Origin of the sequence: Bradyrhizobium aeschynomenes, assembly GCF_013178945.1 — a bacterium.
Lineage (GTDB): Bacteria > Pseudomonadota > Alphaproteobacteria > Rhizobiales > Xanthobacteraceae > Bradyrhizobium > Bradyrhizobium aeschynomenes.
Genome location: NZ_JABFDM010000003.1, coordinates 582666 through 599104, shown reverse-complemented (window position 1 = coordinate 599104; position 16439 = coordinate 582666). Strand labels below are relative to the sequence as shown.

Genomic DNA, 16439 nt, shown 5'->3' with positions numbered 1-16439 from the left:
GCCGATGAGCTTGCGTGACCATGGACCTGAACACCATCACCGAGGTCGTGCGCCCGACAACGCGGGCCGGGCTGCCCGCCTGGAAGGCAGGCGATGCCTGGCTGGCCGGCGGCACATGGCTGTTCTCGGAACCGCAGGTCCAGCTGTCGCGGCTGATCGATCTCCGCGAAATGGCCTGGCCGGCTCTCACCACCAATGACCAGGGCCTCTGCATCGCCGCAACCTGCAGCGTGGCCGAACTGGATGCGCTGCCCTGCCCGCCCGACTGGATCGCGGCGCCACTGATCGACCAATGCTGCCGCGCATTTCTCGCCTCGTTCAAGATCTGGAAGACCGCGACGGTCGGCGGCAATCTCTGCATGTCGCTGCCGGCCGGGCCGATGATCTCGCTGCTCGCCGCGCTCGAAGGCGTCTGCACGATCTGGAAGAATGACGGCACCGAGCGGCGCATCTCGGTCGTGGACTTCGTCACGGGCAACAATAGCAACGTGCTTGCGCCCGGCGATCTGCTGCGTCAGATCGACATTCCCTTGACCGCGCTGAAGCGGCGGACAGCGTTCCGCCAGATCGCGCTCAGCCCGGTTGGCCGCTCCGGCGCGCTGCTGATCGGCACGCAAGGCCGCGACGGCGACCTGCTGCTGACGGTGACCGGTTCGACCGTCAAGCCGCTGCAGCTGCGTTTCGGCACGATGCCGGACGAAGCCGCGCTGCGCGCCAGCATTCTCGGCGACATTCCTGATGCGCTGTATCATGACGACGTCCACGGCAAGCCCGCCTGGCGCAAGGCGATGACCCTGCGCCTCGCAGAGGAGATCCGCGCCGAGCTCGCAGGCGTCAGGCCATGAGCGTGATCGTCAACGGAAAATCCGTCGATGCCGCCCCGCGTCCCGGGCAATGTCTGCGGACGTTCCTGCGCGACACCGGCCATTTCGGCGTCAAGAAGGGTTGCGACGCCGGCGATTGCGGCGCCTGCACCGTGCTGCTCGACGGCGAGCCGGTGCACAGCTGCCTGATCCCGGCCTTCCGCGCCGATGGCAAGGCGGTCACGACGGTCGAAGGCCTCGCCACCGATGAAGGCCTGCACCCGATGCAGCAGGCATTCCTCGATGCCCAGGCGTTTCAATGCGGCTTCTGCACCGCGGGCATGATCGTCACCTGCGCCTCGCTCAACCAGGCGCAGAAGAAGGATCTCGGCGCGGCGCTGAAGGGCAATCTCTGCCGCTGCACCGGCTATCGCGCCATCGAGGACGCGCTGCTCGGGCGGACCCATATCGAGGAGGTCGCAGCCGGCGAAGCCTTCGGCCGCAGCCTGCCCGCTCCCGCTGGCCCCGAGCTCGTTCAGGGCCAGGCGCGCTACACGTTCGATACGGCGATCGACGGCCTGCTGTACATCAAGCTGCTGCGTTCGCCGCATGCTCATGCGCGCATCATCGGGATCGACAAGGCGGCGGCACTGGCAGTCCCCGGCGTGCATGCAGTGCTGACGCATGAGGACGCACCGGCCGTGCTGTTCTCGACGGCGCGCCACGAGCAGGCCTGGATGGATCCGGCGGATACCCGCGTGCTCGACGACGTCGTCCGCTTCGTCGGACAGAAGGTCGCCGCCGTGGTCGCCGACAGCGAGGCCGCCGCCGAGGAAGGCTGCCGACGGCTCGTCGTCGACTACCAGATCCTGCCGGCGATCGTCGATCCCGCCGCCGCGACCGCGCCCGGTGCCCCCGTCATTCACGCCGGCCGTTCGACCGAGCATCGCATCGCCGACGTCAATCGCAACATCGTCGCCGAGACCCATGGCGAGTTCGGCGACGTGGCTGCCGCCCTGGCCTCGGCCGCCGTGACCTACGAAGGCACGTTCACGACGCAACGCGTCCAGCATGCCGCGCTGGAGACGCATGGCGGTCTCGCCTGGCTCGACGGCGAGGGTGTGCTGAACGTCCGCTCCAGCACCCAGGTGCCGTTTCTGACGCGGCGAGCCCTCGCCGAGATCTTCGCGCTCGCCCCGGACAAGGTCCGCGTGTTCTGCGAGCGCGTCGGCGGCGGCTTCGGCGGCAAGCAGGAGATGTTCGTCGAGGACATCCTGGCGCTCGCAGCGCTGAAGACCGGCCGCCCCGTGAAGCTCGAATTCACCCGTGAGGAGCAGTTCATCGCCACGTCGACGCGGCATCCGATGCGCGTGACGGTCAAGGCCGGCGCCGATCGGGATGGCAAGCTGACTGCGCTGCAGCTCGACGTGCTCTCCAATACCGGCGCCTATGGCAATCACGCCGGTCCCGTGCTGTTCCACGCCTGCAGCGAGTCGATCTCGGTCTACAATTGTCCCAACAAGAAGGTCGACGGGATCGCCGTCTACACCAACACGGTGCCGGCCGGCGCCTATCGCGGCTACGGCCTGCCGCAGACCACCTTCGCGGTCGAAGCTGCGATCGACGAGCTCGCTCTGCAACTCGGCATCGACCCCTTCGAGATGCGCCGCCGCAACATCGTCAGGCCTGGCGATCCGATGCTTGCGCCGCCCGGCTCCGGACCCAGCGACGTGCTGTACGGCTCCTACGGACTCGACCAGTGCCTCGATCTCGTCGAGCGCGCCATGGCCGAGGCCACGCCGGCACCGGAGCGGTCGGACGAGTGGCTCACGGGCGACGGCATCGCGCTGACGATGATCGACACCGTCCCGCCTGACGGCCACATCGCCGATGCCACCATCAGCCTGCACCACGATGGCGCCTTCACGCTCACCGTCGGCACCGCCGAGTTCGGCAACGGCACCAGCACCGTGCATCGGCAGATCGCCGCGACCGTGCTGGGCACCACGGTCGACCGCATCGCACTGAAGCAGTCGGACACCGCCCATGGTGGTCACGACACCGGCGCCTACGGCTCGACCGGCACCTTCGTTGCGGGCCGCGCCACCCAGGCTGCGGCCGAGGCGCTGGCCGCCGAGCTCAAGGGCCTCGCCGCGCAGCGCTGGAGCGTCGCTCCGGCCGATTGCGTGATCGCAGATGATGCGATTAGCTGCGGCGCTCGTCGTCTCTCCTTCAAGGAGCTCGCGACGGTCAGCGGAACGCCCCTCGCCGCCAGTGGCCATTCGCAAGGCACGCCACGGTCGGTCGCGTTCAACGTCCAGGGGTTTCGCGTGGCCGTGAACAAGCACACCGGTGTGATCGAGATCCTCAGGAGCGTGCAGGCGGCGGATGCCGGCCGCGTCGCCAATCCGATGCAGTGCCGCGGCCAGATCGAGGGCGGCGTGGCGCAAGCGCTTGGCGCGGCGCTCTACGAGGAGATCGTGATCGACGACACCGGCCGCGTGGTGAATCCGCGCTTCCGCGACTATCATCTGCCATCCTATGCCGACGTGCCGCGCACCCAGGTGCTGTTTGCCGCGACCAATGACGCCATCGGCCCGCTGGGGGCGAAGTCGATGAGCGAGAGCCCGTACAATCCGGTGGCGGCTGCGCTGGGCAACGCGTTGCGCGCGGCGACGGGCATCCGCTTCACGTCCGTGCCGTTCAAGCCGGACCGCCTGTTTCCGCGGTTGCAGGAGATGTTCGGCGACTGAGATCGTTCTGGGGACCTGGGGGGACACATGAGCAAGGATATTCATCCGGTCGACGAGATGCTGCCGGTGCCGAAACTGCTCGCGCTCGGCTTGCAGCATGTTCTGGTGATGTATGCCGGCGCGGTCGCGGTGCCGCTGATCATCGGCCGGGCGCTGAAGCTGCCGCCGGAGGACGTCGCCTTCCTGATCAGCGCCGATCTGTTCGCCTGCGGCCTTGCCACGCTCGTGCAGTGCATCGGCTTTCCCGGCGTCGGCATCCGCCTGCCCGTCATGATGGGCGTCACCTTTGCCTCCGTCGGTCCGATGCTGTCGATGGCCGCCTCACCCGATGTCGGGTTGCTCGGCATCTATGGCTCGGTGATCGCCGCCGGCGTGTTCGGCATCATCGTCGCGCCCTTCATCAGCCGGCTGCTGCCGCTGTTTCCGCCCGTGGTGACCGGCACCATCATCATGATCATCGGCATCTCGCTGATGCGCGTCGGCATCAACTGGGCCGGCGGCGGCCTGCCGACCATCACCAAGGTCGTCGACGGCGTGCCCGGCGCCTTCCCCAATCCGAACTACGGCCAGCTCCAGGGCCTCGGCATCGCGCTGTTCGTGCTGCTGTTCATCCTCGGCCTGATCAAGTGGGGCACCGGCTTCCTCGCCAACGTCTCGGTGCTGCTCGGCATCGTCGCCGGCGCGGCACTCGCGACCTTGCTCGGCGTGATGCACTTCGACAAGGTCGGCGCCGCCCCCTGGGGCGCGCTGGTGATCCCGTTCAAGTTCGGCGTCCCGCAATTCCAGCTCGTGCCGATCGTCACGATGTGCATCGTCATGATCGTGGTGATGATCGAATCTCTCGGCATGTTCCTGGCGCTCGGCGAGATGACCAGCAAGACCGTCGATCGCGAAGCGCTCTCGCGCGGCCTGCGCGCCGACGGCGTCGGCACCCTGCTCGGCGGCATCTTCAACACCTTCCCCTACACCTCGTTCTCGCAGAATGTCGGTCTCGTCTCCGTCACCAGCGTGCGCACGCGCTGGGTGACGATCACCGGCGGCGGCATCATGCTGCTGCTCGGCCTGCTGCCGAAGATGGCCGCGCTCGTCGAAGCCGTGCCGCAAGTCGTGCTCGGCGGCGCCGGCCTCGTGATGTTCGGCATGGTGGCGGCGACCGGCGCGCGCATCCTGGCCAATGTCGATTTCAAGACCAACCGCTTCAACCTGTTCATCGTCGCGATCTCGGTCGGCTTCGGCCTGATCCCGCTCGTCGCGCCGCGCTTCTTTCACAACCTGCCGAAGGACCTGCAGCCGCTGCTGGAATCCGGCATCCTGCTGTGCGCCGTCGTCGCCGTGCTGCTGAATGCATTCTTCAACGGCCTCGGCAGTGGCAAGGCCGCGGAGGCCGATGCGGCGGCTGCCGCATCTTCGGCCCAGCATGTCTGAGGTGCGGGATGGCTGCGCTACTGCTTCGGCCGGCGATCGTAGGACCAGCCGAACAGGCCGCTCCGCTCGGTCTCGGGCTCCGGCTCGGCGACCGGAGCGGGCTGCGCCGGCGGCGCGGCCGCCTGCGGCGACGACGCGGGCGCGACCGGCTTTGGAATGCTCTCGCATTTCATCGAGTAAACCAGCTTGCCGTCCTCGGTGCGTCCGATCGGCGCGCAGGCATCGGTGCGCTTGGCGGCGCCCTTCGGGGCGGTCTGGGCCATTGCGGCGTGTGTCAGGGCCATCTGCGCCGCCACGAGAATCATCAGACCCAGTCTCTTCATCACAACCGTCCCGCTTTGCTTTCAAACTCATTGAACGCAATCGCTTTGCGGAAGTCCACTGCAACGAACACATAGAGCGGCGCGATCCGCACGCAAGTAGAACATACAAGGAGATGACCGCGCGATGTGGGCTTCGATCATATCGGAATGGCTGAGCCTGATCTTCCGCTGGCTGCACGTGATCGCGGCCGTGGCCTGGATCGGCAGCTCGTTCTACTTCATCGCGCTCGACCTCAGCCTGAAGCCGCGCGAAGGTCTGCCGAAGGGCGTGATGGGTGACGCCTGGCAGGTCCATGGCGGCGGCTTCTACCACATCGTCAAATATCTGGTAGCACCAGCGCAGATGCCGAGCGAGCTGACCTGGTTCAAATGGGAGGCCTACACCACCTGGCTGTCCGGCTTCGTGCTGATGATCGTGGTGTATTATCTCAACGCCGACCTGTTCCTGGTCGACAAGTCGATCCTCGATCTGACGCCTCTCCAGGCCGGCCTGTTCAGCTTCGGCTCGCTGGCACTGGCGTGGCTGCTCTACGAGGCCGCCTGCCGCAGCGGGCTCGCGAAGCACGAGCTGCCGTTCGCCATCGGCGGCTACGTCTTCCTGGTCGCACTCACCTACGCCTTCACCCATGTCCTGAGCGGCCGTGGCGCCTTCAACCAGATCGGCGCCATCATCGGCACCATCATGGTCGCCAACGTGTTCGCGGTGATCATTCCCAACCAGAAGAAGATCGTCGCGGCGCTGCTGGCGGGCCAGGCGCCCGACCCCAGGCTCGGCAAGGCCGGCAAGGAGCGCTCGGTCCACAACAACTACCTGACCCTGCCGGTCGTCGTGCTGATGATCAGCAATCACTATCCGCTCTTGTTCGGCACCCGCTACAACTGGGCCATCGTCGCCATCATACTGGCGCTTGGCCCGGTCATCCGCCATTTCTTCAACGAGCGCCACAAGGGCAATCCATCGCCATGGTGGGTGTGGGGCGTGGCCGCAGCCGGCATGATCGCCATCCTGCTGCTGTCGGCCGCCGGTCCGCGCGATACCAGGACGGCCGCGACGGCGCGGCCGAGCTTCGCGCAGGTCGAGGAGATCGTGACCTCCCGCTGCAGCATGTGCCACGCCGCCGAGCCGGTGTGGGACGGCATCGTCGCGGCGCCCAAGGGCGTGCTGCTGGACAACGCCGACAACATCCAGCGCAACGCGCGGCTGATCGCGCGCAACGCCGCCTGGTCGAGCGCCATGCCACCCGGCAACATCACCGAGATCACCGGCGAGGAGCGCGCCGTGCTCGCGGCCTGGGCCGGCGCGCAATAGCGGCGTCGTCTGTCGTCCTGCTTCACATCTCAAACAACTGATCTCGCCGCGTGCAGCGTCGCGACGAGCTCACGCGCGGCAGGCCAGCCGCTCTTTACTTACATCGTTCGTCGGCAAGGAGACGTCGCACCACGGCGTTCCCGCGGCCCATCGGTCCGGGTTGTGCGTCATGTCCGCCCCATCAAACGAGAGGGCGCAGGGAAGGCCGGACCTCGGCTGAGGCCCGTGGCCCCCGTGCGAAAAAATTGCACGGGGCAGGAACCACAGGTACAGCCGGACAGACCCGGCCCTCCCTGCGCGATGGTCTTCACGCTTATGTCGCGCTCTCCTCGGTGTCCGGCTTGTTAGCCACCGTCACCCAGCGGATCATCATCCCCGCAGGGCTTGGCGCCAGCATCGGGGCGCCAGGACCACGCAATTTCGCGTCCGCGCCACAGCGATCGTCACACGCTGCCTTTCGCGGCCACCGCTCCCCACCTCACGTATCGTGACGACGCGTACGTCCCTCTTCACGAGGCGGGATGGCGACAGACAACCACATCTTCCGATAAAACGAAAGACGAATATTTTTCGCCGAGAGACTGGACAGGGCAAATCAGCCTGAAACGATTTGCGAAAATCGCCTGGCCGCGCACGCGATGGAGATGCCTCGGCAGGCAGTGGCGGCATCGCTTCCGCCAAGGACATCGACTGCGCCGGCAGGCGAGCTGACGGCGGCCCGTCCCGTGACGTTCGATGGCTGTGGACCCGGCTCGCACCCGACGACGCTCTGCGTCCGCTGCAACGTCGCCGGGATGACAACGACGAATGAAGCTCTCTCCGCGGTCATTGCGACGCGCATTTGCGGTGAAGCCGTGCAGACCTCGTCTGCGACAATCAACACACGCACGACGAGCAACCGCACGCGGCTCGAGACAGCTCCGTCCCCTCGCGACTGTTGCGCGAAGTGAACTCTGCAACAACCGGATTTTCGCAACGGGCAGTTGAACTGCTACGCGTGCGACGACGAATGAGTTCGAGCACGTTCGATTGTCGGCATGACCTTGCGGCAAAATTTACCACCCATCTGGACGCGGCTTGGCGGCAGGCATGATGACGCTACAGTGGCGCCAACAATCAGCTCTTAGCGAAACGCCCCATCATGTCGATCTCCGTCAAAGGCCGGCTGGCCATTGCCGCGCTCATCGCGCTTGCCTGCTTCGCAGGCTCGGTACTGAAGCTCTATCTGGGGCTGCTTTTCGTCTCGCTGCTGGTGAGCTTCGCCGTTGTCGGCGTCGTGGCCTGGCTGGTCGAACGGCTTGCCCGGCAGCGCAACTCGAACGGAGAACGGCGGCAGCGCCACCGCCGTCGCTATTCAGGCGGCATCGCGGCCTCCAAGCCGCTGCCGATCACGACGGTAGATCATGTCGACACGCATTCGACGGCGGGGCGTCTGTGATGAGCAGGACGCGTGGCGTCGCGGCGGCGTCGTTTCTCTGCCTGATCAGCGGCATCGCTGCGGGCGCGGAGCGGCCCGCCTTCTCCGTCGTCGACCATCCATCGCAGGACGGCCGCTGCAGCGACGATCGAGGACGCGGCGATCTCGACCGCTCGGAGACGGCCTGCCTCGCCCAGATCCCGAACGTCGCGCAACGCAATGGCTCCGCACTGAAGCTGACCTTTCGCAATGGCCACACGCGCGTCTATCGAAATCAGGACGCCAAATGCGCAAGTGGTGACGCCAAGGGCTGCGTCAAGTTTCAGCTCACCGGCTATTTCCCCGATCATGGGCTCATCCTGCTCGAATGCGGCCGCCTGGATGGCGTCGACTGGCTTCTGGTGCGCGGCGACACCGGAGATGAAATCGGCATCGTCGCCGGAGAAGCGCTGGCTGGTGTCGGTCGCGTCGCGACAGAGCCGTTCGGGGCCGGCTGACGGCATCGATGTCATCCCGGCGAAACGCGATCGGAACCTGAAGGACTGGCATCATCGCACGCCGGAGGATGGCAAATGGCGCTACGAGTTCGAACGCTGGGACAACGAGGATCAGATCGTCCTCTCGGCCAAGCCGGTTGGGGACACGGCGACGCCGCACCTGGTGGCGATCCATCGGAGGAAGAACGCGTGGCTGTTCAAGTAGCTGCGCTGATCGCGTCGATACGCCGCCCTTACCTCACCGCTTCGTCCGCTTCCGCTTCGCCTCCAGCGCGATCAGATAGGTCGCCATCATCTCCGGCAGCGCCGCAACGACGACGTCGCGACTGCGCGGGTCCTGCTCACGCGTGAACAGCAGCGTGCCGAGCACGACGGCGTCGAGCGTCGTGGCCGCCTGCGGACCCAGCTCCTCCCCGAGCTTGGCGCGCATGACGCGATCGATGACGGCCCTGAACTCGGCATGCATGGTCTGGTCGTGCAGGTCGAGCGTGGCCAGCGCATCGGGATGACGGACAAAGTAGCGGATCGCCCAGCCGATCAGTTGCTCGACGACCTCGGCGGGCGACAGGGCGGCCCACTCCGCATCGCTCCGCTGCAGCACGCGATCGAACGCCGGCTGGAGCTCGGCATCGTGTCGCTCGGCGAGAGCGTCGAGCATCTGCCCCTTGTCGCGGAAGAAGTGATAGACCGAGCCGATCGAGGCGCCGGCGCGCTCGGCTGCGGCGTGCATGCTCACGGCCGCGAGGCCGGATTCCGCGATGAGGGCGGCTGCGGCATCGAGCAGTTGCTCGCGGCGCTCGCGTCCACGGGCCTGGCGCGGCTCGCGCGCCGACGCCCGCGCAGCCCCCTGTTTGTCCGCTAGATCTTTTCGTCGCACGTCACGTTCACACTCTGGTTTCGCAGTTCGCGGGAGTCTCCCGCAAAGGCGTCATCCCGACCGGCCTTCCGGCGGATTGGCTGGCATGCGTTATTTTAAACCCGTCAACAGGAATGTTACTAGACATTTTTTTCTAGAAATGATTGTCTAATTCACGTGCTGTCAAGGGGATGGTGCTCAGCTTGTTCCCCTACGGCCGTGAACCTCCCAACGGGCAACGCCCGGTTCGGGTTCATCGGCTGATTGCGGCAACCGTCCCCTCCGTCCGGACGCGCCAGACCGACGGTCCCGGACCCCGGTCGGAGCTGCGACCGCCAACCTTGCTTTGGGCTCGAACGTGCAACCATGACCTCACCCACGCGATCTCCACCTGCGTTTCGCGCGTCCAGCTCGCGCCTGCTGGCGGCCGTCGGCTGCGCCGCGATCGGACTGCTCCTGGCGGGCTGCGAGCAGAAGACCGCCGCGACGGCGCCTCCGGCCAGGGTGGTGCGAACCGAGGTGGTCAAGCTGTCGGAGCGGCGGCAATCGATCACCCTGACCGGCGACGTCCAGGCGCGCGTGCTCGCCGACCTGTCGTTCCGGGTCAGCGGTCGCGTCACCGAGCGGCTCGTCGAGGTCGGCGCGCACGTCAAGGCCGGGCAGCTGCTGGCCAAGATCGATCCGGCCGAGCAACAGGCCGACCTTGATTCCGCGGAGGCTGCCGTGGCGGCTGCGGAGTCGCAGGTGAAAGTCGCGACCTCCAATTTCAACCGTCAGCAGACGCTGATCTCGAGCGGCTTCACGACACGCGCGACCTTCGACCAGGCGCAGGAGACGCTGCGCACGGCTGAAGGCTCGCTGGAGGCCGCCAAGGCCCAGCGCGACACCGCGAAGGACGCCCTGACCTTCACCGAGTTGCGCGCCGACGCCAGCGGCACCATCACCGCGCGCAACATCGAGGTCGGCCAGGTCGCCCAGGCCGCGCAGTCGGTGTTCACGCTGGCGCATGACGGCGACCGTGACGCCGTGATCGACGTCTACGAGGCGGCGCTGTCGCTGAAGTTCGACGATACCAAGGTGGCGCTGGCGCTGCTCTCGGACCCCTCGGTCACAGCCAAGGGCACCGTGCGCGAGGTCTCGCCGACCATCGATCCCAAATCCGGCACCGTCCGCGTCAAGATCTCGATCGAAAATCCGCCGCCGGAGATGACCCTCGGCAGCGCCGTCAGCGCCACCGGCTTCATCAAGCCGGAGCAGCGCATCGTGCTGCCGTGGAGTGCGCTGACCGCCGCCGGCAAGACACCGGCGGTCTGGCTGGTGAACGCCGCGAACAAGACCGTCTCACTCAAGCCGATCAAGATCGAGGACTATGAGACCGGCGCCATCGTCGTCTCCGCCGGGCTGCAACCGGGCGACCGTGTCGTCACCGACGGCGGCAAGCTGCTGAGCGTCGGACAACAGATCACATTCAACGAGGAGACGCGGTCGTGATGACGCCGATGCGTTGGGCCATTCCGCTTCTCGCACTTGCTCTGCTCGCCGGCTGCAACGACAAGGCCGCCGCCCCTGAGCCGGTTCGGCCGGTGCTGTCGATGAAGGTCGAGCCGCAGGCCGCCAACGGCTCGGCCGTCACCGGCACGATCGAGCCGCGCTACAAGGCCGATCTCAGCTTCCGCGTGCTGGGACGGCTGATCGCGCGGCCCGTCTTCGTCGGCGACATGGTCAAGCAGGACCAGGTGGTGGCCGCGATCGATCCCGCCGCGCTCGAACTCGCGGTCCGCGCCTCCGCCGCAGAGGTGTCGCGCAGCCAGGCGCAGCTGACCAATGCGACCGGCACCGAAGGACGGCAGCGCACCCTGCTGGAGACCGATGCGACGACCAAGGCGACACTGGAAAGCGCCGAGCAGTCGCGCGCGGCTGCACAGGCGTCGGTGATCAAGGCGCAATCCAATCTCGCCAAGGCACGAGAGCAGCTCGGCTACGCCCAGCTGAAAGCGGATTTCGCGGGCATCGTCACCGCGGTGGGCGCGGAAGTCGGACAGGTCGTCTCGCCGGGCGTGAGCGTCGTCACCGTGGCGCGGCCCGATGTGCGCGAGGCGGTCATCGATGTCGGCGACGACATCGCCGGCGGCTTGCAGGCGGGCACACCGTTCACGGTGCGGCTGCAGGTCGATCCGAAGATCAGCGCGGCAGGCAAGGTGCGCGAGATCGCGCCGCGCGCCGACGCCACGACCCGCACGCGGCGCATCCGCATCACGCTAGACAATCCGCCGGAGAGCATGCGCCTCGGCACGACGGTCACCGCCACGCTCGACACCGAGCAGAAGACCGTCATCAGGCTGCCGCGCTCGGCCGTGCTCGAGCAGAACGACAAGAGCTTCGTCTGGCTGGTCGACGCCGCCAGCAAGACCGTCAAGCGACAGGAAATCACCATCGCCCGCAACGAGGACGGCAGCGTCCGCGTCACCGGCGGTCTCGAGGCCGGGCAGCGTGTCGTCACCGCCGGCGTGCACAGTCTCAAGGATGGCCAGTCCGTCCGCATCGATCAGGAAGCTCAGCCGTGAAGTCCTTCAATCTCTCCGACTGGGCGCTCGAGCACCGCTCTCTCGTCTGGTATTTCATGATCGCCTTCATGGCGGCGGGGCTCTACTCCTACCTGCATCTGGGCCGGGAGGAGGATCCCTCCTTCACCATCAAGACGATGCTGATCCAGGCCAAATGGCCGGGTGCCTCCGCCGAGGAGATGACGCGGCAGGTCACCGATCGCATCGAGAAGAAGCTCGAGGAGCTGCCGGCGCTCGACTACACCAAGAGCCTGACCGTGCCCGGCCAGACCACCGTGTTCGTCAATTTGCGCGACACGACCAAGGCGCGCGATGTCGTGCCGACCTGGCTGCAGGTGCGCAACCTCATCAACGACATCAAGGGCGACTTCCCCTCGGGCGTGATCGGCCCCGGCTTCAACGACCGCTTCGGCGACGTGTTCGGTAACATCTACGCCTTCACCAGCGACGGATTGAGCCAGCGCCAGCTGCGCGACCGCGTCGAGGAGGTTCGCGCCAAGGTGCTGACCGTGCCCAATGTCGGCCGCGTCGACATCGTCGGCGCGCAGAACGAGGTGATCTATCTCGAGTTCTCGCCGCGCAAGGTCGCAGCGCTGGGCATCGACCAGCGCACCATCCTGACGGCATTGCAGGCCCAGAACGCGGTCTCGCCGTCCGGCGTGCTGCAGGCGGGACCTGAGCGGGTCGCGGTGCGGGTCTCCGGCCAGTTCACCTCGGAGGAGAGCCTCAAGGCGATCAACCTGCGCATCAACGACCGCTTCTTCCCGCTCACCGACGTCGCCACCATCACGCGCGGCTACGAGGATCCGCCGACCTCGCTGTTCCGCTTCAACGGCCAGCCGGCGATCGGCCTTGCCATCGGCATGAAGGCCGGCGCCAACCTGCTCGATTTTGGCGAGGCGCTGAAGGAGGAGATGACCAAGGTCATCGCCGACCTGCCGGTCGGCGTCGGCGTGCATCTCGTCTCCGATCAGCCGAAGATCGTCGAGGAAGCGGTCGGCGGCTTCACCAAGGCGCTGTACGAGGCCGTCATCATCGTGCTCGCGATCAGCTTCGTCAGCCTCGGCGTGCGCGCCGGCCTCGTCGTCGCGATCTCGATCCCGCTGGTGCTCGCGATCACCTTCCTGGTCATGGCCTATACCGGCATTTCCCTGCAGCGCATCTCGCTCGGCGCGCTGATCATCGCGCTCGGCCTGCTGGTCGATGACGCCATGATCGCGGTCGAGATGATGGTGGCACGGCTCGAAGTGGGAGATAGCCTGCGCAAGGCGGCGACCTACGTCTACACCTCCACGGCCTTCCCGATGCTGACGGGAACGCTGGTGACGGTGGCCGGCTTCATTCCGATCGGCCTCAACAACAGCGCCGCCGGCGAGTTCACCTTCACGCTGTTCGTCGTCATCGCGGTGTCGCTGGTGGTGTCGTGGATCGTGGCCGTGCTGTTCACGCCGCTGCTCGGCGTCACCATTCTCCCCGCCTCGCTGCCGAGCCATCATGCCGAGGGCGGCCGGCTGACGCGGATGTTCCGTGCGATGCTGAAGGCCTGCATGCAGCATCGCTGGACCACGATCATCGCGACGGTGCTGATCTTCGGGCTCTCGGTGTTCGGCATGCGCTTCGTGCAGCAGCAGTTCTTCCCCTCCTCCGACCGCAACGAGCTCGTCATCGACTTCAACCTGCCGCAGAATTCCTCGATCGCGGAGACCAATGCGCAGATGGCGCAGTTCGAGCAGGAGGCGCTGAAGGGCAATCCCGACATCGACCGTTGGTCGACCTATGTCGGCTCCGGCGCACAGCGCTTCGTGCTGTCGTTCGACGTGCAGCCGGCCGACGTCTCGTTCGGCCAGATCATCGTCGTCACCAAGAGCCTCGAGGCGCGCGACCGCGCCCGCGCCAAGCTCCAGGCCTATCTGACCAAGACCTTCCCCGGCACCGACGCCTATGTGCATCTGCTCGACATCGGCCCGCCGGTCGGCCGCCCCGTGCAGTACCGCGTCAGCGGGCCCGATGTCGCGAAGGTGCGCGAGATCGCCCAGGAGGTTGCCGGCGTGATGCGCGGCAACAGCCATCTCGGCGCCGTCATCTTCGACTGGATGGAGCCCGCGCGCGTCGTGAAGGTCGACGTGCTGCAGGACAAGGCGCGTCAGCTCGGCGTCACCTCCGAGGACATCGCCAACGCGCTGAACAGCGTGCTGGACGGCACCTCGATCACGCAGGTGCGCGACGACATCTATCTGATCGACGTCCGCGGCCGCGCCCAGGCCAAGGAACGGCAGTCGCTGGAGACCTTGCGCGACCTGCAGCTGTCGGGATCGAACGGCCAGTCGATCCCGCTCGCGGCGCTGGCGACCCTGCGCTACCAGATCGAGCAGCCGGAGATCTGGCGCCGCTCGCGCCAGCCGACGCTGACACTGAAAGCCAGCGTGATCGATCAGGTGCAGCCGAACACGGTGGTCGATCAGCTCAAGCCGGCGATCACGGCCTTCAACGCCAAGCTTCCGGCCGGCTACAAGGTCGTCACCGGCGGCAGCGTCGAGGAGAGCGCCAAGAGCCAGGCGCCGATCGTCGCGGTGGTGCCGATGATGCTGTTCGCGATGGCCACGATCCTAATGCTGCAGTTGCAGAGCTTCCAGCGGCTCTTCCTGGTGTTCGCGGTGGCACCGCTGGCCCTGATCGGTGTCGTCGCTGCCCTGCTGCCGAGCGGCGCGCCGCTGGGCTTCGTCGCTATCCTCGGCGTGCTCGCGCTGATCGGCATCCTGATCCGCAACTCCGTCATCCTGATCGTGCAGATCGAGCATCTGCGCGACGAGGGCCGGCCGCCGTGGGACGCCGTGATGGAGGCGACCGAGCACCGGATGCGGCCGATCATGCTGACGGCGGCCGCCGCCTCGCTCGCGCTGATCCCGATCGCGCGCGAGGTATTCTGGGGCCCGATGGCTTACGCCATGATGGGCGGCATCATCGTCGGCACGGTGCTGACCCTGTTGTTCCTGCCGGCGCTCTATGTCGCCTGGTTCCGCATCAAGGCCCCCGAGAAGGATGCGGCGCCCGAGGCCACGCCGCACGGCGCCTGAGGCCCGGCGAATCGCGGATAATTGCGTGGGATAAGCCGTCCGCATGGGTTAAACGCCACGCGGCGGCCGGTTAGATTCGGTCTCCATGGAGAGATGCGAATCATGACCGATCCTCAGATCGTCTGCCCCTCCTGCCGCACCGAGATCAAGCTGACCGAGCAGCTCGCAGCGCCCCTGATCGCGGAGACGCGCCGGCAGTTCGAGAAGCAGCTCCAGGCGAAAGAAGCCGATTTCGGCCGTCGCGAGGCGCAGCTCAAGGCAGCGCAGGAGCAGATCGCGCAGGCCAAGGCCGCGATCGATCAGCAGGTCGCCGCCAAGCTGAAGGCCGAGCGTGCGGCCATCGCGCAGGCCGAAGCCGACAAGGCGCGCCAGGCCGTCGCCGACGAGATGGGCAATCGCGACCGCCAGCTCGCCGAGCTGCACGAGGCCATCGTCAGCAAGGACGCCAAGCTCGCCGACGCGCAGAAGGCGCAGGCCGAGATGATGCGCAAGCAGCGCGAGCTCGACGAGGCCCGTCGCGAGCTCGATCTCACCATCGAGACCAAGGTGCAGGAGTCACTCGTCGCGGTGCGCGACAAGGCCCGGCTCGAGGCGGAGGAGTCGCTGAAGGCCAAGGTCGCCGAGAAGGAGACCCAGATCGCCGGCATGCAGCGCCAGATCGAGGAGCTCCGCCGCAAGGCCGAACAAGGCTCGCAGCAGCTGCAGGGCGAGGCGCTGGAGATCGAGCTGGAATCGCAGCTGCGCGCGCGCTTTCCGCGCGACCTCGTCGAGCCCGTGCCGAAGGGCGAGTTCGGCGGCGACGTCATCCATCGCGTGGTAGGCCCAGGCGGCCAGGCCTGCGGCGCGATTCTGTGGGAATCCAAGCGCACCAAGAACTGGAGCGATGCGTGGCTCGTCAAGCTGCGCGACGACCAGCGCGCCGCCAAGGCCGACATTGCGCTGATCGTCTCTACCGCGCTGCCCAAGGGCGTCGATGGCTTCGACCTGATCGACGGCGTCTGGGTCGCCGAGCCGCGCTTCGCGCTGCCGCTGTCGCTCGCCCTACGACAGTCCTTGATCGACGTCGCCTGCAGCAAGCTCGCGCAGGAGGGCCAGCAGACCAAGATGGAGATGGTCTACGCCTATCTCACCGGGCCGCGATTCCGCCACCGCATCGACGCCATCGTCGAGCGCTTCACCGAGATGCAGTCGGACCTCGACCGCGAGCGCAAGACCATGATGCGACTCTGGGCCAAGCGCGAGGAACAGCTGCGCGGCGTGCTGGATTCGACGGCGGGACTCTATGGCGACTTGCAGGGCATCGCCGGTCGCGCGATGCAGGAGATCGAGAGCCTCGACGTGCTGCTGATCGAGGGCAAGAGCGAGGCGGCGGAGTAGAAGCGCGCTTGCTCAGTGACATCTCCCGCCAGCGGGGAGGA

13 protein-coding genes are annotated in these 16439 nt (G+C 66.8%); 11 read left to right on the top strand and 2 right to left on the bottom strand.

Going from position 1 to position 16439, the window contains the following annotated elements; genetic code table 11:
- The first annotated feature begins 20 nt into the window (after positions 1-20).
- From HL666_RS11775 to HL666_RS11765, 3 genes are read left to right on the top strand one after another with little or no spacing between them, the layout of a single operon-like run.
- Positions 21-845, top strand: coding sequence for an FAD binding domain-containing protein (locus tag HL666_RS11775; protein ID WP_172181776.1), 825 nt, complete (start codon positions 21-23; stop codon positions 843-845).
- Positions 842-3556: a molybdopterin-dependent oxidoreductase gene (locus HL666_RS11770; RefSeq protein ID WP_172181529.1), complete on the top strand. Its 2715-nt coding sequence runs from the start codon at positions 842-844 to the stop codon at positions 3554-3556. Before HL666_RS11775 ends, HL666_RS11770 begins: the two co-directional genes overlap by 4 nt.
- A 27-nt stretch (positions 3557-3583) precedes the next feature.
- Complete coding sequence (locus HL666_RS11765; protein WP_172181527.1) at positions 3584-4981, top strand: nucleobase:cation symporter-2 family protein; 1398 nt, start codon at positions 3584-3586, stop codon at positions 4979-4981.
- 17 nt (positions 4982-4998) lie between these two features.
- Here HL666_RS11765 and HL666_RS11760 read toward each other — a convergent pair whose 3' ends face one another.
- The gene (locus tag HL666_RS11760) at positions 4999-5304 is read right to left on the bottom strand and encodes a hypothetical protein (protein WP_172112261.1); all 306 of its coding nucleotides are present in this window, start codon (positions 5302-5304) and stop codon (positions 4999-5001) included.
- Between the two features lie 124 nt (positions 5305-5428).
- On the opposite strand from HL666_RS11760, the gene HL666_RS11755 reads away from it, so the two are divergent.
- The 4 genes from HL666_RS11755 (at position 5429) to HL666_RS34175 (ending at position 8732) form a co-directional block, all read left to right on the top strand.
- Complete coding sequence (locus HL666_RS11755; protein WP_172181525.1) at positions 5429-6613, top strand: urate hydroxylase PuuD; 1185 nt, start codon at positions 5429-5431, stop codon at positions 6611-6613.
- A gap of 1141 nt (positions 6614-7754) precedes the next feature.
- A complete protein-coding gene (locus HL666_RS11750; protein ID WP_172112263.1) occupies positions 7755-8051 on the top strand; it encodes a hypothetical protein in 297 nt (98 codons plus the stop codon).
- Positions 8051-8527 (top strand): hypothetical protein, encoded by a 477-nt coding sequence (locus HL666_RS11745; protein WP_246741522.1) that lies wholly within the window; start codon positions 8051-8053, stop codon positions 8525-8527. The genes HL666_RS11750 and HL666_RS11745 overlap by 1 nt, the downstream gene beginning before the upstream one ends.
- Positions 8487-8732: a hypothetical protein gene (locus HL666_RS34175; protein WP_246741521.1), complete on the top strand. Its 246-nt coding sequence runs from the start codon at positions 8487-8489 to the stop codon at positions 8730-8732. The genes HL666_RS11745 and HL666_RS34175 overlap by 41 nt, the downstream gene beginning before the upstream one ends.
- 33 nt (positions 8733-8765) lie before the next feature.
- Here HL666_RS34175 and HL666_RS11740 read toward each other — a convergent pair whose 3' ends face one another.
- Positions 8766-9404: a TetR/AcrR family transcriptional regulator gene (locus HL666_RS11740; RefSeq protein WP_172181523.1), complete on the bottom strand. Its 639-nt coding sequence runs from the start codon at positions 9402-9404 to the stop codon at positions 8766-8768.
- A gap of 345 nt (positions 9405-9749) precedes the next feature.
- Here HL666_RS11740 and HL666_RS11735 point away from each other — a divergent pair, with 345 nt between their 5' ends.
- The 4 genes from HL666_RS11735 (at position 9750) to HL666_RS11720 (ending at position 16398) form a co-directional block, all read left to right on the top strand.
- Positions 9750-10874 carry an efflux RND transporter periplasmic adaptor subunit gene (locus HL666_RS11735; RefSeq protein ID WP_172181521.1) on the top strand — a complete coding sequence of 375 codons (1125 nt, stop codon included), beginning with the start codon at positions 9750-9752 and terminating at the stop codon, positions 10872-10874.
- Positions 10871-11947, top strand: coding sequence for an efflux RND transporter periplasmic adaptor subunit (locus HL666_RS11730; RefSeq protein WP_172112267.1), 1077 nt, complete (start codon positions 10871-10873; stop codon positions 11945-11947). Before HL666_RS11735 ends, HL666_RS11730 begins: the two co-directional genes overlap by 4 nt.
- On the top strand, positions 11944-15021 hold the full coding sequence (locus HL666_RS11725) for an efflux RND transporter permease subunit (RefSeq protein WP_172112268.1): 3078 nt from the start codon (positions 11944-11946) through the stop codon (positions 15019-15021). The genes HL666_RS11730 and HL666_RS11725 overlap by 4 nt, the downstream gene beginning before the upstream one ends.
- Positions 15022-15123: 102 nt before the next feature.
- Positions 15124-16398 carry a DUF2130 domain-containing protein gene (locus HL666_RS11720; protein WP_172181519.1) on the top strand — a complete coding sequence of 425 codons (1275 nt, stop codon included), beginning with the start codon at positions 15124-15126 and terminating at the stop codon, positions 16396-16398.
- Positions 16399-16439 lie beyond the last annotated feature (41 nt).

Coding starts and splice junctions, on each gene's coding strand:
- HL666_RS11755 (WP_172181525.1), top strand. CDS start 5,429: ATGTGGGCTTCGATCATATCGGAATGGCTGAGCCTGATCTTCCGCTGG.
- HL666_RS11775 (WP_172181776.1), top strand. CDS start 21: ATGGACCTGAACACCATCACCGAGGTCGTGCGCCCGACAACGCGGGCC.
- HL666_RS11765 (WP_172181527.1), top strand. CDS start 3,584: ATGAGCAAGGATATTCATCCGGTCGACGAGATGCTGCCGGTGCCGAAA.
- HL666_RS11720 (WP_172181519.1), top strand. CDS start 15,124: ATGACCGATCCTCAGATCGTCTGCCCCTCCTGCCGCACCGAGATCAAG.
- HL666_RS11735 (WP_172181521.1), top strand. CDS start 9,750: ATGACCTCACCCACGCGATCTCCACCTGCGTTTCGCGCGTCCAGCTCG.
- HL666_RS11770 (WP_172181529.1), top strand. CDS start 842: ATGAGCGTGATCGTCAACGGAAAATCCGTCGATGCCGCCCCGCGTCCC.
- HL666_RS11745 (WP_246741522.1), top strand. CDS start 8,051: ATGAGCAGGACGCGTGGCGTCGCGGCGGCGTCGTTTCTCTGCCTGATC.
- HL666_RS11750 (WP_172112263.1), top strand. CDS start 7,755: ATGTCGATCTCCGTCAAAGGCCGGCTGGCCATTGCCGCGCTCATCGCG.
- HL666_RS11760 (WP_172112261.1), bottom strand. CDS start 5,304: ATGAAGAGACTGGGTCTGATGATTCTCGTGGCGGCGCAGATGGCCCTG.